Raw genomic sequence first — 12,945 nt, 5'->3', positions numbered from 1 at the left:
TTTCCAATTGACGCTCCGAACGAATACCGTAAAAATATCCAATAAACATCATTTTAAATAAAACGATAGGATGGATTGACGGACGTCCATTGTTTTCACAGTAATAAGGGCGTAACTTCTCTTCAATAAAATCAAAACTAATTGTCGCTTCGATCGCACGAAGGAAATGATCTTGTGGAACCAACTCTTCTACAGAAACAGATACACGTTCATCACGATGATTTTTTAAAGCACCCATCATAAAAAATCTCTCCTTTACCTCTTTTTATCAGTGTTGACACATAAAAAGAGGTTCAGACACAAAAACAGGCTGTGGAGAAGACTTTCTCCACAGCCTGAAAAAGAACATTGAAATATCAATGTTCTTTTTTGTTTACTAATCATTGATTTTATTGGCTTTTCCCATAAAGGAAAAGCTTTTACTGTTAGTGGAGGATAATACGTATCCTTTATTAGAACGACAATTTCTCCTCAAACTCACTCTTTAAAACAATTAAAGGAGATGACAAGCCAAATTGCATTAAAGAGTCTAAAAATGTAGCGAGAGAATCCATCGAATCGCTCATGACTTTCATCATATAATTAAACTCTCCACTAATTCGATATAAATCTGTTACTTCAGGAGCGGCATTACAAAATTGAATAAAATCAGAGCATTGGCTCGTTTTAAACATGATGAATGCTTGAATGTTTTTATTAATTTTGGAAGGCTCAAATTTCGTTCGGTAAGCCGCTATAACTCCTTGATCTTCAAGTTTGTTAATTCGTTCTTTTACAGCAGGCTGCGTCATGGATATAATACGTCCTATTTCTGAAACAGAAATTCTCGCATTTTCATACAACAAGTTCATAATTTTATGATCGATTTCATCCAGTTTTACTGCGTTTTGCATTGTGTAGTCTCCTTGTTTTGTTTTCTAAAGTAAATCATAAATTATAAATATAATATCATAAGTGAACGAACTAAATTACCTATAAATCTGTATTTAAAATGATTGGTTTTTGCATGAAAATATAAGTATAGGATTTATCAAAAAGGAATTTAGGAAGGATGGAAAAAATGAAGAACCTTGATGGGAAAGTAGCATTAGTAACAGGAGCGAGTAGCGGAATTGGCCGTGCGATTGCGATGAGATTGGCAAACGATGGTGCATTAGTTGCGATTCACTACGGCCGAAATACGGCAGCTGCAGATGAAACGATTAGTGAGATTGAATCTAATGGAGGAAAGGCATTCTTAATTGAAGCTAATCTCAATTCAATTGATGGTGTCAAAAAGCTTGTAGAACAATTGAAGACTGAATTACAAATAAAAGTTGGTACACCAGAGATTGATATTTTAGTAAACAATGCAGGGATAGGTACACAAGGGACGATTGAAAATACGACAGAAGAAGTTTTTGATGAAATTATGGCCGTAAATATTAAGGCGCCATTCTTTTTAATTCAGCAAACATTACCGTTACTACGAGTAGAAGGGAGCGTTATTAACATTTCATCAGCGGAAGTAAGACTTGGTTTTACAGGGTCCATTGCATACGGTTTAAGTAAAGGTGCACTAAATACGATGACACTTCCTCTAGCTAAACATCTTGGAGAACGGGGTATAACAGTGAATACAATTATGCCTGGATATACGAAGACAGATATCAATGCGAAATTGCTAGATGATCCAGAAATACGAAATTTTGCTACGAATTCATCTGTGTTCGGACGAATAGGGCAAGTTGAAGATATTGCAGATACAGTAGCATTCCTTGCTTCTTCTGATAGCCGCTGGGTAACAGGGCAGATTATAGATGTCTCTGGAGGGTTTTGTTTATAGGGGCACTACTCCATATCCATCAAGCTAATATTTTCATATCCCCCTAAATTTAAATTTTCTTTCTCTACAGATAGCTATTTTGAGAAGCCGCTCATTTTTTCGTTTTGGGGGCATTTCTTTTTCTTAAGTTGATGGGCATGGGGTACCGCCAACAAGACGCGAATTTTGCACGCTAAGCAAAAAAAACAATAAGCTGTCCACATGGACAGCTTATTTACATAATTCTTGAAAGCGGAAGTTAAAAGTATTAATTTGAAACAAAGATGTACCGTTTTAAATTCTATTTATTTCCAAGTTAATGTGATATATTTATATCATAAAGAGCGAAATATATCACACAGGAGGTTTATATGAAAAATAAATTAGCTTATTTAGGATTTCTCGGTTTTTTGGGTTTTTTAGGTCCGTTCTCATTTTTAGGTAATATTTCATGGGCATCTTATTTTTTCGGTTTCTTTTTCTTCTTCGCATATGCAAAAGTCGTACCAGATGAGCTTTTTATGCTACATGTTCGCCTTGCAGCTACAAGAGCCTTTTTCATAGCACTAGTATTAGGTAGTATACTACTCTTAAGTGTTTTTATTCTTGAAAATCTACATGTAATTCGGTTCTTTGTTATATTTTCGTTTTTCATACCTTTAGGTACATTCATAATTAATTTAGAAATATTTGAGCGTAGAGAAAAGAAAGGGATGCAAGATGCCACTTAAAACTCGAATGAAAGAATATAGGGTAAAGCTAAGTATGTCTCAAGAAGATTTAGCCAATGAAGTTGGTGTCAGAAGAGAAACAATTGGCAATCTCGAAAATGGAAAATATAATCCTTCATTCAAACTTACTTATGATATTGCGAAGGTTTTGAAAGCACCTATTGAAGTGTTATTTTGGTTTGAAGACTAGTTTAATTCTAGTACAAGTGAATATAAGAGGGGAAATGATGAATATTCTATTCATGCTCGGTTAACATAACGTCTCATTATCGGTAGCAAGTTTTTCATAGAATCCTTGTTTTTACTAAATTTTTTGTCTCTATGTCTATCTATCACTTATACAAGATTTTATACATCATTGATATAGCGGAGATTCTAGGGATCTTCGCTATTCTTTTTCGCATAAAATCTTGTATAAAAAAGTAGTTAGACTAGTGTGTTTTACTCCAATTCATTTCAAAATATAATTGGAAATTCATCTTTAAATTAAAAAAAGAAGGGGTTACCTATATATATTAATAACTTCGAAATATTGTATAACAGATAATTTTTATTGTGCTAACGAATCAGGATAGTGTGGCGACTGACCAACTAAATAGTTGCTTATCCTCAATTATTAGAAGGAAAGTTCTATCATTTCGCGAATTGATTAGACATAGACGAGTGCTATAATTTTCTATATATACATAAAGAGGTGACTACGCATGAATCAAAGACCGTCAGAAGAAGAATACGCCGGGAACTCCGGTGAATATATCCGTTTGGTGCCGGACGGTAACATCATCGACATTCTGCTCGCCCAGGAAAAGCAAATGACCGAGCTCCTGGCATCGTTGACCGAAAGCCAGGCCGCATATCGGTATGCGGAAGGAAAATGGACGCTGAAAGAAGTCGTGGGCCACATTGCAGACGCGGAACGCGTCATGACCTACCGCCTGCTCCGGTTCGCAAGAGGGGACCAGACGCCTCTGACCGGTTTCGATCAGGAATTGTTCATACCTCCTTTCGGAAGCTGGACAACCGCGCAATTGGCCGAAGACTACCGGGCCGTACGGCAATCCACGGTTACATTGCTGCGCGGGCTACCGGCAGAGGCGTGGACCCGCAAGGGCACAGCCAACAACCTAAGCATTACGGCGCGCGCCCTCGCGTATGGCATCGCAGGACACGAACTTCATCACATGGGGGTCATCCGAAATCGGTACTTGAGTTAATTGTCGGCTGAGGCCTTTGGAATGGAAAAAACACCTCTCATACAGCCTTAGATACCGTTCTTATTGGGGGCCCGCCCCACAACCATCAACTTAAGTATTTAGACTATTTTTGAAATTAAAAGCACGTTACTATTCTCTTATGTTAATGAGAAAGGGTGACGTGCTTTTTATGAATATGCACTAAAAACAAGAGTTATATCGATTTTTCTCATTTTGGGGTATTTGTTTTTCTTAGCTTGATGATGATGGGGCACTACTCTATAATGATCAAATTAAAATTTAAAATAGTTATAGAGACTCCATTTCTCGGAAATATTGTAACTATTAAGTTGTAAAAAGAACCGTAGTTTTTCTAAATCAAAAAAACTTGATTAATAAGTTGCATAATGAACTCACTAGCGTATATACTATAGATATCAAAAAAAGTTGATGAAGGGAAGTGAACTACAGTGGCACAAGATTTTCAGCTCTATGAGAAAAAGTTTAAAGCGTTGGCGGATCAAAAGCGATTAGAGATTATGTATGAACTTTGTCAGCGAGGCCAGACATGTGTATGTGATTTAACTGAAGTTTTTGAAATGACGCAATCTAAGTTGTCATATCATTTAAAGATTTTATTAGATGCAGGTTTAATTGTAAAAGAAACAAAAGGTACGTGGAGTTATTATGATTTAAATGATGCGGAAGTGAATAATTTATTATCAGAAGAATTGTGCTGTATCTTTAGAAAAACAGGCAAAGGTAGCTGCTGTTAAAATTTTGCGTTATTAATCAAAAAAAATTGATTAATGATATATAAAGAGGAGGAATAAGGTATGAGATATGTTCACGTTGGTATAAACGTTACGAGTTTAGAGAAGTCTATTGAATTTTATGAAAAGGTATTTGGTGTATCACCAGTTAAAGTGAAATTAGATTATGCAAAATTTTTATTAGAGATGCCAGGGCTTAATTTTACGCTGAACGTACGAGATGAAGTGAATGGAAATCAGGTAAATCATTTTGGTTTTCAAGTGGATACAGCTGAAGAAATCATATTACATAAAGAAAGATTAGAAAAAGAAGGTTTCTTTGCGCGTGATGAGATGGATATAACTTGTTGCTATGCAGTACAAGATAAGTTTTGGGTAACGGATCCCGATGGTAATGAGTGGGAGTTCTTTTATACCAAAGCAGATAGTGATGTTCACAAAATAGAAGAGTCATTTTGTTGCACGACTTCAAATGAGGTAGCTAAAAATTCTTGTTGTTAATAGGAGATGGAAAATAAAATGAAACGTTTATCTTTTCTAGACCGATATTTAACACTATGGATCTTTCTAGCGATGGCTGTTGGGATTGGTTTAGGGTTTGTGTTCCCTAGTGTAGTAGACGGATTGAATACATTACAGGTTGGAACGACGTCTATTCCGCTTGCTGTTGGTTTAATTGTAATGATGTATCCACCATTAGCGAAAGTTCGCTATGAGGAAATGGGCCGAGTATTTAAAGATGTAAAAGTGTTAGTTCTATCTTTAGTACAAAACTGGATTATTGGTCCGGTACTTATGTTTGTGTTAGCAATTATTTTTCTTCCTGATAAACCAGAATACATGGTTGGACTCATTATGATTGGATTAGCACGTTGCATTGCGATGGTCATTGTTTGGAACGATCTTGCCGATGGAGATAAAGAGTATGCGGCAGGTTTAGTTGCTTTTAATTCGGTATTCCAAATGCTTTTTTTCTCAGTTTATGCATACGTATTTGTAACTGTAATTCCAGAATGGTTAGGGATTGAAGGTGCTATTGTCGATATTATAATGATAGAAGTAGCAAAATCAGTATTTATCTATTTGGGAATTCCTTTTATAGCAGGTATGTTGACACGTTTTGTACTCGTTAAGTTAAAAGGAAGACAATGGTATGAAAAGGTGTTTATACCGAAAATTAGTCCACTTACATTAATTGCATTGCTATTTACGATCATCGTTATGTTCTCTTTAAAAGGGGAGATGATTGTTAGCGTACCACTAGATGTAGTAAGAATAGCGATTCCATTATTAATCTATTTTATTGTGATGTTTTTTGTTTCTTTCTTTATGGGAAGAAAAATTGGTGCAAACTATTCGGTAACTACAACGTTAGCATTTACAGCAGGTAGTAATAACTTTGAGTTAGCGATTGCTGTAGCAGTTGGTGTGTTTGGTATTCATTCGGGCGCAGCATTTGCAGCTGTTATCGGACCATTAGTGGAAGTACCTGTAATGATTGCACTTGTAAATGTCGCTTTTTGGTTTAAGCGTAAATATTTTAATGATCAACCAGTATAATTAAAAACAAAGGCGGAAAACAACATGGAAAACAAAAAGACAATTTATTTCTTATGCACAGGAAATTCATGCCGAAGCCAAATGGCAGAAGCATGGGGCAAACAATATGTAGGGGATAAGTGGAATGTATATTCTGCAGGTATTGAAGCACATGGAGTAAATCCAAATGCTATTAAAGCGATGAAAGAAGTTAATATTGACATAACGAATCAAACATCAGATATAATTGATGTAAATATTTTAAATAACGCTGATTTAGTTGTTACCCTTTGTAGTCATGCGGATTCGGTTTGTCCTTCGACACCTCCGCACGTAAATCGTGTTCACTGGGGATTTGATGACCCGGCAGGAAAAGAGTGGTCTGAATTTCAACGTGTTCGCGATGAAATTGGAAAACGTATAAAGAGATTTTCTGAAACAGGGGAGTAAATAAAGGAAAGAGCCAATCTTCTATCGTATAGGGGATTGGCTCTTTCCTTTATTGTACATAGTTATGACTGCATTGGTTCGCATAAATTACCCAAAAGCAGAGGATATTCTGTTGGGTTTATAAAGTTAGAAATGTATTTAATCATGTAGGTGTTCATAAATAATAAAGTTGTTTAGAATTAGAGATGGTATGATGAATAATCACACTATCTTTCCCTTTTTATGTATAATTAAATAAAAGGATTTTTGGATATCTAAATAAAGGATAGTATATTAGCGCAAGGGGGAGAATGATGGATAAGTTGTTACAAGAAATCATAAATTGGTTAAAGATGAGAGACGAACAAATTGTTATCGGTATTTCAGGGCATGGTGCAGCTGGAAAAACAACGTTTACTAATAGACTCGTAAACCTACTAAATCAAAATGAAGTAAATTATATTAATACAGATCCTTACATTGTTAGTTCGGATATCCGTAAGCACGCAGTGATTCACTATACATATCAAAATGAAAATCATCGTTATAAAATGACAGCTTGTCACCCAGCGGCGCACCATTTGGCAGCTTTAGAAAGAGATATTCATATGGTTAGAGCTGGGCTAGATTTTTATACGATAGATACGCATTATATGAAAAGTAAGTTGATTTCTTCGGAAAATAAAGTAACGATTGTGGAAGGAATGAGCGCCGCATTTATTGATCCTGATTTATTTGATTTGAAAATTTATTTTTATACAGATGGCGAAACGGAACTAATAAGAAGGTCAAGCCGGGATATAGCTGAAAGAGGAGCCGATATAAATTATTTAAAGCAGTCTCATGAAGAACTCCGGATTCAATATGAAGTATTTATGCATTCGTATAGTCAGCGTTTTGATATCATTATCAAAACTTCTGATGAAACAATATGTATAGAAAAAAATACATTTGAGTTTTATAAAGTTTAAATGAAAATCCTCAATTTGTTAATTGCATTATAACGGTTATTTTTTCTTATTTAGTACTTGTATTAAACAAATGTATTATTTAATCAATAATACATTCACTATGAAATAACTAGATTTTTAAAAAGATTTAGTAGCCTTCTTTCATCTACATAGATAGAAGGCTACTGTAATTTTGGCGGCAAAATTACATAACTTTATTATTACTCTACAGTAGGGTAGAATTATTTATTTGAATACATTAGGTGTATCTTAAAAATCCTCACTTTAAAAGGTTTTTATTCGGAAGTACAAGAATGGATTTTTGCATGAAAGGGGAATAGGGTGAAACACATAATAAGAAATGTAGTAATAAATTATTTTAAAGAAATTCATTCACTAATAGTGGAAGAAGAATTACATAAGAACAGTTGGCATACAGATTTGCATTATAAAATCATCGTAAATGGAGATCGGTATTCCGCACGGTTTATGAATAGCGATCGAACAACTAATCCAGCTGTTGGGACATTATCAAATGAACAATTGAAAGAGCAAGTACGATTTGCGTATTATTTACGAGAGCATGGAATCCCATTTATGCAGATTAAGGAGAATCGGGCGGGAGAGTCATTTACATTTGTTACTTGGAATGATGAACAGTATCGGTTTGTATTGTCTACTTGGATTGAAGGGGAGCATGTTACTCATTGTACAGAAACGATGGCAGAGATTTTTGGAAAGGAAGCAAGAAATATACATGATATTTCTTGTACATTTCAAAGCTCGACTTTTCAAAAGAAATCTCATTTAGATGGATATGGTGAGTTTATAAAGCTATTAGAAAATAAAGGTGGTACATGTAAGGAATTGCGAGGGTATATAGAGCTCGCTAAGTGTCATATAGAATGTGCATATACGAGTAATTTGGAGTTTATTGTACAAACTGATTTAAATCCTTTGAATGTTTTATGGGAATCAAGTCAAAAGGTAAAAGGAATTGTAGATTTTGAATCTATTAGTTATGTTGACCGCGTTGAAGGGTTATCCTTTTTAATAAAGTGGTATTCTCGAACAGAAGGAATACATTCGCATGAAGTATGTTTAAGTGTTGCTAGTTCATTTTTAGAAGGATATAAGGCTAATAATATTTTAACCTCAAACGATTATAAAAGACTGTCTTCATTATTATGGTTATCTGGTAGTTTGAATTGGAATTTTGTGAAGAAAACGCTAAATGTACTAGAAGATGTGGGGCAGCTAGAAGAACATTTTGAAGTTTATAGAGTGAGAGGAGAAAGACTATCTTCATTGTTAATTTGTAGATAACAGTTATTGTCCTAATTTGCGATTCAAAAAAGAAACTATATGAGGTGTCCGAAAATGAAAATACAAATAGTATTGTTTGATGGCTTCGGAGAGCTTGTCTCCTTTGCGCCGTTTGAGGTGCTCAAAAGAGCGATAGAAGAAGGAGCTCCATTTACGGTTGAATTCATATCAAGTGAACCGAAGCAAGCAGTTACTACCTCGTTTGGAGTTACAGTTAAACTACATGATTTTTTACGAATGGATAATCGTCCAGATTTGTTAATTGTACCTGGTGGCGGTTGGAATCATAAAGCAGAGGATGGGGCACGAAAGCAAGCAGAGCTTGGTACTTTGACTAAAATGATTAGAGAGATGCACAATGCAGGAACGATTGTTGCTGGAGTTTGTACAGGAGGTATGTTACTAGCTGTATCCGGTATATTGAATGGTAAAAAGGCGACGATGCACCATTTGGCGCAGAATGAAATGAGTGAATACGGGGCAGAGCTTCTTCCTTACAGAATTGTGGATCAAGGGAATGTTATTACCGCAAGAGGAGTTACTTCAGGAATTGATTTAGGGCTTTGGATTACGGAAAGATTCGCAAGCTCCCAAATTGCAGCTGCTGTTGAATATAGGATGGAATACGAGCGGCGAGGGATTGTTTGGAAGTGATTTGACCTTAATCATAGTTTTTGCTGTAGGGCGTATTAAATGTCTTCAAAGAAAAATAGTCAACTCATACGAGTAGGCTATTTTATTTATCTTGCTATTTGCGCGGAAAAAGATTGTCCCTTAAAATTAGGTGAATGAGAGGAAGTTAAGCGGAAATTGGGATGCACGTAAAAGTACGATTAGTGTAGTCTATTAATCAGTGAGTAATGGCCCCTCACTAATTAAAGTTTCATTTAATAACTTTTTACGTTATTAAAAGTAGATTTGTTAGAAAGGATAATCATTTATTGATATAATGAATGGATGTGAAGTAGGCAATAGATAGAAAGATACTTCTAGCGATTTTATACTTAAAATGTAGGGAGATTGAACAGAGTTATGGGGAATGAAAAAGAAATTAGTTCCGCTAAATTAATATGGAAGATGACGCGCCCACATACATTAACGGCGACGTTTTCTCCTGTAATTTTAGGGACAGTGGCATCGCTTTATGTTGCCGAAATTGATTGGCTTTTATTTATTGCGATGATGATTGCATGTTTAGCATTGCAAATCGCAACGAATTTATTTAATGAGTACTATGATTTCAAACGTGGATTAGACACTGCTGAATCCGTTGGAATTGGTGGCGGAATTGTCCGTCATGGATTGAAACCAAAAAATGTGTTAACAGTTGCGCTTTTATTGTATGTAGTAGCAGCACTTATCGGCATTTATATTTGTATGAATAGTAGCTGGTGGTTAGTCGTCATCGGTTTAATTGGAATGGCAGTTGGCTATTTATATACAGGTGGTCCATTACCGATTGCGTACACTCCATTTGGAGAACTAGTTTCTGGATTGTTAATGGGGACATGTTTTGTACTCATTGCTTTCTTTATCCAGACGAATACTGTAACGATTGAAAGTGTATTGATTTCTATTCCAATTGGAATTTTAGTCGGTGCAATCAATATGTCAAATAACATCCGAGATATAGAAGAAGATATTAAAGGTGGAAGAAAGACATTAGTAATCCTCCTTGGGAGAGAAAAAGCCATAGTAACACTAGCGGTAGCCTTTTTCATTGCGTATTTATGGATTGCCGTAATTGTATTAATGGGTTATATAAGCCCTTGGGCATTAGTTATGTTCCTAGGTTTGAGAAAGCCAATCTCTGCTATTCAAAGTTTCCAAAAAGGAGCAAAGGATCCTGGGTATATGCGCATCGCAATGAAGTCAACAGCGATGACAAATACGATTTTTGGTTTCTTATTATCAGCAGGATTATTAATTAGTTATCTGTTTTAGATAAAAAATCTTGTTAAATAACTTAACCCCAATTTCTCAATTTTAATATGGAGAGATTGGGGTTTTTATTTTGAATTTGTTTAACGTTAAGAATATTTTCATTCGAAATGCAAATACCAATAAAGTGCAACTTCATCATTTTGCATATCCAAACCTTTATAAACAAGAAAATCAAATCCACCAATTACAAATCCACATTTTTCATAAAATTTACATGCTGCGACATTATTATTTTGCGTTTCAAGCATGATACCTGGCATATTTCCTTTTTTTGCCCACTGCTTTGCTTGATCAACTAATCTTTTACCAACTCCGATTGTACGATATTTTTTATCTACCGTTATATCTTCTATGTAAGCATAGTGGTTCCAATTCTTTTTCAATACCATTAATCCAATGATTTGGTTATGTACCAGTGCTATGTAAATTACTTGATTAGGTTTATTTATATATTCATTGTAAGGCAGTTCTTCATTATCATCTTGATTTTGTAAATAACTTTTTTCATAACTCGGAACGTCTTCTACTGTATATTCTATACGTTTATTTCCTTTGGAAAGAGAAAGAATTAACCGAGCATTCACTATAAAACTGTCATCAATCTCCGGGAGATTATCTAAATCATTTGTTTTTAACTCTCTAATTACAAGGTTCATCGGGGCACCTCCACATAATAATATTGCTTCTAGTTCTTCATTTGGTTCAAATGAATTCCAATTACAAGATTATAATAGAATTCCAATAGTATGGCTAACTCAGTATTTTATCTTTATAACAGTATGCTATTATCTTGATATAAAAATTTTGTTTAGAAAGAGTAGTATTTTTTATTTTAGATGTATATCCAGTTTTCAAATTTAACTGTATTAGAGAAAACAATATTTTTCTAAAGAGTGGATGCAATACGTTATTCTTTAACTAATTTCGACATTATCTGCATTTTATCTTCACCTTCCTCTATTAATCTACTTATTGTAAATATCAACTGGAGTTAATGCTTAGCTGTATAAATAATGAATATGAAAATTAGTAGGGAAAGGATCGAAACATAATGAAAGAATCACAAAATAAGAAAAAAACAAATGTAGGAACTAAGGCAATACTATCTCTAGGAGTTGTTTTAGCAACGACTTTTTTCACCTTCTTTTTAATTGGGAAATGGAACTCTATCCCAGCGAAGGGAGTAGCTAATGAAAGTAGTAATCAAGTTAATACGCAACAACAAGAAAAGAAAAATGAAACACCACCACCAAAACAGAAAAGACCTGATGGAAAACCGGTAGGAAAGGTTGTTTATTTAACATTCGATGACGGTCCTAGCGAATTAACTGGGAAATTTTTAGATGTACTAAAAGAACAAAATGTTGCCTCGACATTTTTTATGCAAGGTAGCAATTTACAAAATACAGGTTTTCAGGAAAATGTAAAAAGAGCGGTAAAAGAAGGACATTATATTGGTGCTCATAGTATGACACATAATAGTGATAAGCTATACAAAAAGGGACAATTTGTACTGGAGATGAAAGAAACGTTAGCTCTGATCCATAATATTACGGGTACAACTCCTAAACTAGTTCGTCCGCCATATGGATCTGCACCGGGATTAAAGGGTGAGGAAATTCGTAATCAAATTGTAGAAGCAGCAATAAAAGTTTGGGATTGGACAATAGACTCAAATGATTGGAAATTAAAAGATAATCCAACTCAGATTATCGAAAATGTAAAGAGACAGACAACAGAAGAAGTAGAAGTTGTTTTAATGCATGAAAAGGCGCAAACATTACAAGCTCTTCCTGAAATTATTAAATTTTATAAAGAGCAAGGGTATGAATTTGGAGTATACAATGATGAGGATCATTTTCAACTAAACTTTCAGAGAGATCAACGTCTATAGTATAAACATAGTTATTTTTAAAAGATAAGGTCATGTTATTACAGTTATTTCATTGAAGGGTGTTTTAGTGAAAGAGTGATTCTATTAAATAAATTAAGAGCATGTTCTGATTCATCTTTCTTCAGGACATGCTTTTTTTGCTCGTTTCTATAAGCTCATTAGTACCTATTTAACAAAGCATCAGTTACAAGTTACTTTATGGATACCTCATTTTAGAATAACTAACTTATAGAAAAAATTGAATAATTTTCATGTGTAAGGAGATTTTAAGAAGGATATAGAGGGGATATTTTCCTGTTGTTTTCTAGACAAATGATTACTTACCCAAAAACCATGTAGTGGAACGGTTTCTAAAGCTTTTT

General features: G+C 34.5%; 16 protein-coding genes. 13 read left to right on the top strand and 3 right to left on the bottom strand.

From position 1 onward, the window contains the following. The coding region (locus tag C4S65_RS28665; RefSeq protein WP_142391596.1) for a transposase at window positions 1-241 on the bottom strand (241 nt) is incomplete at its 3' end. 211 nt (window positions 242-452) lie between these two features. Beyond that, window positions 453-893, bottom strand: a complete 441-nt coding sequence (locus C4S65_RS28660) for an Lrp/AsnC family transcriptional regulator (protein ID WP_001178566.1) — start codon at window positions 891-893, stop codon at window positions 453-455. A gap of 167 nt (window positions 894-1,060) precedes the next feature. Between C4S65_RS28660 and C4S65_RS28655 the strand changes: the two genes are divergently transcribed. From C4S65_RS28655 to menA, 12 genes are all read left to right on the top strand, one after another. After that, entirely contained in the window at window positions 1,061-1,825 is a 765-nt protein-coding gene (locus tag C4S65_RS28655; protein ID WP_141551139.1) for an SDR family oxidoreductase, read from the top strand. Between the two features lie 350 nt (window positions 1,826-2,175). Beyond that, window positions 2,176-2,535 (top strand): DUF3796 domain-containing protein, encoded by a 360-nt coding sequence (locus C4S65_RS28650; RefSeq protein ID WP_000791546.1) that lies wholly within the window; start codon window positions 2,176-2,178, stop codon window positions 2,533-2,535. After that, complete coding sequence (locus C4S65_RS28645) at window positions 2,525-2,725, top strand: helix-turn-helix domain-containing protein (protein WP_001128817.1); 201 nt, start codon at window positions 2,525-2,527, stop codon at window positions 2,723-2,725. Before C4S65_RS28650 ends, C4S65_RS28645 begins: the two co-directional genes overlap by 11 nt. Window positions 2,726-3,239: 514 nt before the next feature. After that, window positions 3,240-3,749 carry a DinB family protein gene (locus C4S65_RS28640; protein WP_001076296.1) on the top strand — a complete coding sequence of 170 codons (510 nt, stop codon included), beginning with the start codon at window positions 3,240-3,242 and terminating at the stop codon, window positions 3,747-3,749. 449 nt (window positions 3,750-4,198) lie between these two features. Then, window positions 4,199-4,504: an arsenical resistance operon transcriptional regulator ArsR gene (gene arsR, locus C4S65_RS28630; RefSeq protein ID WP_000046018.1), complete on the top strand. Its 306-nt coding sequence runs from the start codon at window positions 4,199-4,201 to the stop codon at window positions 4,502-4,504. Between the two features lie 60 nt (window positions 4,505-4,564). Next, window positions 4,565-5,002 carry an ArsI/CadI family heavy metal resistance metalloenzyme gene (locus C4S65_RS28625; protein ID WP_001271034.1) on the top strand — a complete coding sequence of 146 codons (438 nt, stop codon included), beginning with the start codon at window positions 4,565-4,567 and terminating at the stop codon, window positions 5,000-5,002. An 18-nt stretch (window positions 5,003-5,020) separates the two neighbouring features. Then, window positions 5,021-6,061: an ACR3 family arsenite efflux transporter gene (gene arsB / locus C4S65_RS28620; protein WP_098838284.1), complete on the top strand. Its 1,041-nt coding sequence runs from the start codon at window positions 5,021-5,023 to the stop codon at window positions 6,059-6,061. Between the two features lie 24 nt (window positions 6,062-6,085). Next, window positions 6,086-6,490 (top strand): arsenate reductase (thioredoxin), encoded by a 405-nt coding sequence (arsC, locus tag C4S65_RS28615; protein ID WP_000428370.1) that lies wholly within the window; start codon window positions 6,086-6,088, stop codon window positions 6,488-6,490. 293 nt (window positions 6,491-6,783) lie between these two features. Beyond that, entirely contained in the window at window positions 6,784-7,440 is a 657-nt protein-coding gene (locus tag C4S65_RS28610; RefSeq protein ID WP_098013593.1) for a phosphoribulokinase, read from the top strand. A gap of 321 nt (window positions 7,441-7,761) precedes the next feature. Continuing rightward, window positions 7,762-8,745 (top strand): phosphotransferase, encoded by a 984-nt coding sequence (locus tag C4S65_RS28605; protein ID WP_000680499.1) that lies wholly within the window; start codon window positions 7,762-7,764, stop codon window positions 8,743-8,745. 54 nt (window positions 8,746-8,799) lie between these two features. Next, window positions 8,800-9,399 (top strand): DJ-1/PfpI family protein, encoded by a 600-nt coding sequence (locus tag C4S65_RS28600; RefSeq protein WP_000701558.1) that lies wholly within the window; start codon window positions 8,800-8,802, stop codon window positions 9,397-9,399. Window positions 9,400-9,777: 378 nt separating this feature from the next. Further along, window positions 9,778-10,689, top strand: a complete 912-nt coding sequence (gene menA / locus C4S65_RS28595; RefSeq protein ID WP_061665914.1) for a 1,4-dihydroxy-2-naphthoate polyprenyltransferase — start codon at window positions 9,778-9,780, stop codon at window positions 10,687-10,689. 98 nt (window positions 10,690-10,787) lie between these two features. On the opposite strand, the gene satA is transcribed toward menA, so the two are convergent. Next, on the bottom strand, window positions 10,788-11,345 hold the full coding sequence (gene satA, locus C4S65_RS28590; RefSeq protein WP_086406330.1) for a streptothricin N-acetyltransferase SatA: 558 nt from the start codon (window positions 11,343-11,345) through the stop codon (window positions 10,788-10,790). 395 nt (window positions 11,346-11,740) lie between these two features. Between satA and C4S65_RS28585 the strand changes: the two genes are divergently transcribed. After that, window positions 11,741-12,583: a polysaccharide deacetylase family protein gene (locus tag C4S65_RS28585; RefSeq protein WP_098838283.1), complete on the top strand. Its 843-nt coding sequence runs from the start codon at window positions 11,741-11,743 to the stop codon at window positions 12,581-12,583. The last annotated feature ends 362 nt before the right edge of the window (window positions 12,584-12,945 follow it).

It is taken from the genome of Bacillus sp. ok061, assembly GCF_900108285.1.
Lineage (GTDB): Bacteria > Bacillota > Bacilli > Bacillales > Bacillaceae_G > Bacillus_A > Bacillus_A thuringiensis_S.
This window is presented reverse-complemented; position numbering and strand designations above follow the sequence as displayed.

Coding starts and splice junctions, on each gene's coding strand:
- C4S65_RS28660 (WP_001178566.1), bottom strand. CDS start 893: ATGCAAAACGCAGTAAAACTGGATGAAATCGATCATAAAATTATGAAC.
- C4S65_RS28655 (WP_141551139.1), top strand. CDS start 1,061: ATGAAGAACCTTGATGGGAAAGTAGCATTAGTAACAGGAGCGAGTAGC.
- C4S65_RS28650 (WP_000791546.1), top strand. CDS start 2,176: ATGAAAAATAAATTAGCTTATTTAGGATTTCTCGGTTTTTTGGGTTTT.
- C4S65_RS28645 (WP_001128817.1), top strand. CDS start 2,525: ATGCCACTTAAAACTCGAATGAAAGAATATAGGGTAAAGCTAAGTATG.
- C4S65_RS28640 (WP_001076296.1), top strand. CDS start 3,240: ATGAATCAAAGACCGTCAGAAGAAGAATACGCCGGGAACTCCGGTGAA.
- C4S65_RS28625 (WP_001271034.1), top strand. CDS start 4,565: ATGAGATATGTTCACGTTGGTATAAACGTTACGAGTTTAGAGAAGTCT.
- arsB (WP_098838284.1), top strand. CDS start 5,021: ATGAAACGTTTATCTTTTCTAGACCGATATTTAACACTATGGATCTTT.
- arsC (WP_000428370.1), top strand. CDS start 6,086: ATGGAAAACAAAAAGACAATTTATTTCTTATGCACAGGAAATTCATGC.
- C4S65_RS28610 (WP_098013593.1), top strand. CDS start 6,784: ATGGATAAGTTGTTACAAGAAATCATAAATTGGTTAAAGATGAGAGAC.
- C4S65_RS28600 (WP_000701558.1), top strand. CDS start 8,800: ATGAAAATACAAATAGTATTGTTTGATGGCTTCGGAGAGCTTGTCTCC.
- menA (WP_061665914.1), top strand. CDS start 9,778: ATGGGGAATGAAAAAGAAATTAGTTCCGCTAAATTAATATGGAAGATG.
- satA (WP_086406330.1), bottom strand. CDS start 11,345: ATGAACCTTGTAATTAGAGAGTTAAAAACAAATGATTTAGATAATCTC.
- C4S65_RS28585 (WP_098838283.1), top strand. CDS start 11,741: ATGAAAGAATCACAAAATAAGAAAAAAACAAATGTAGGAACTAAGGCA.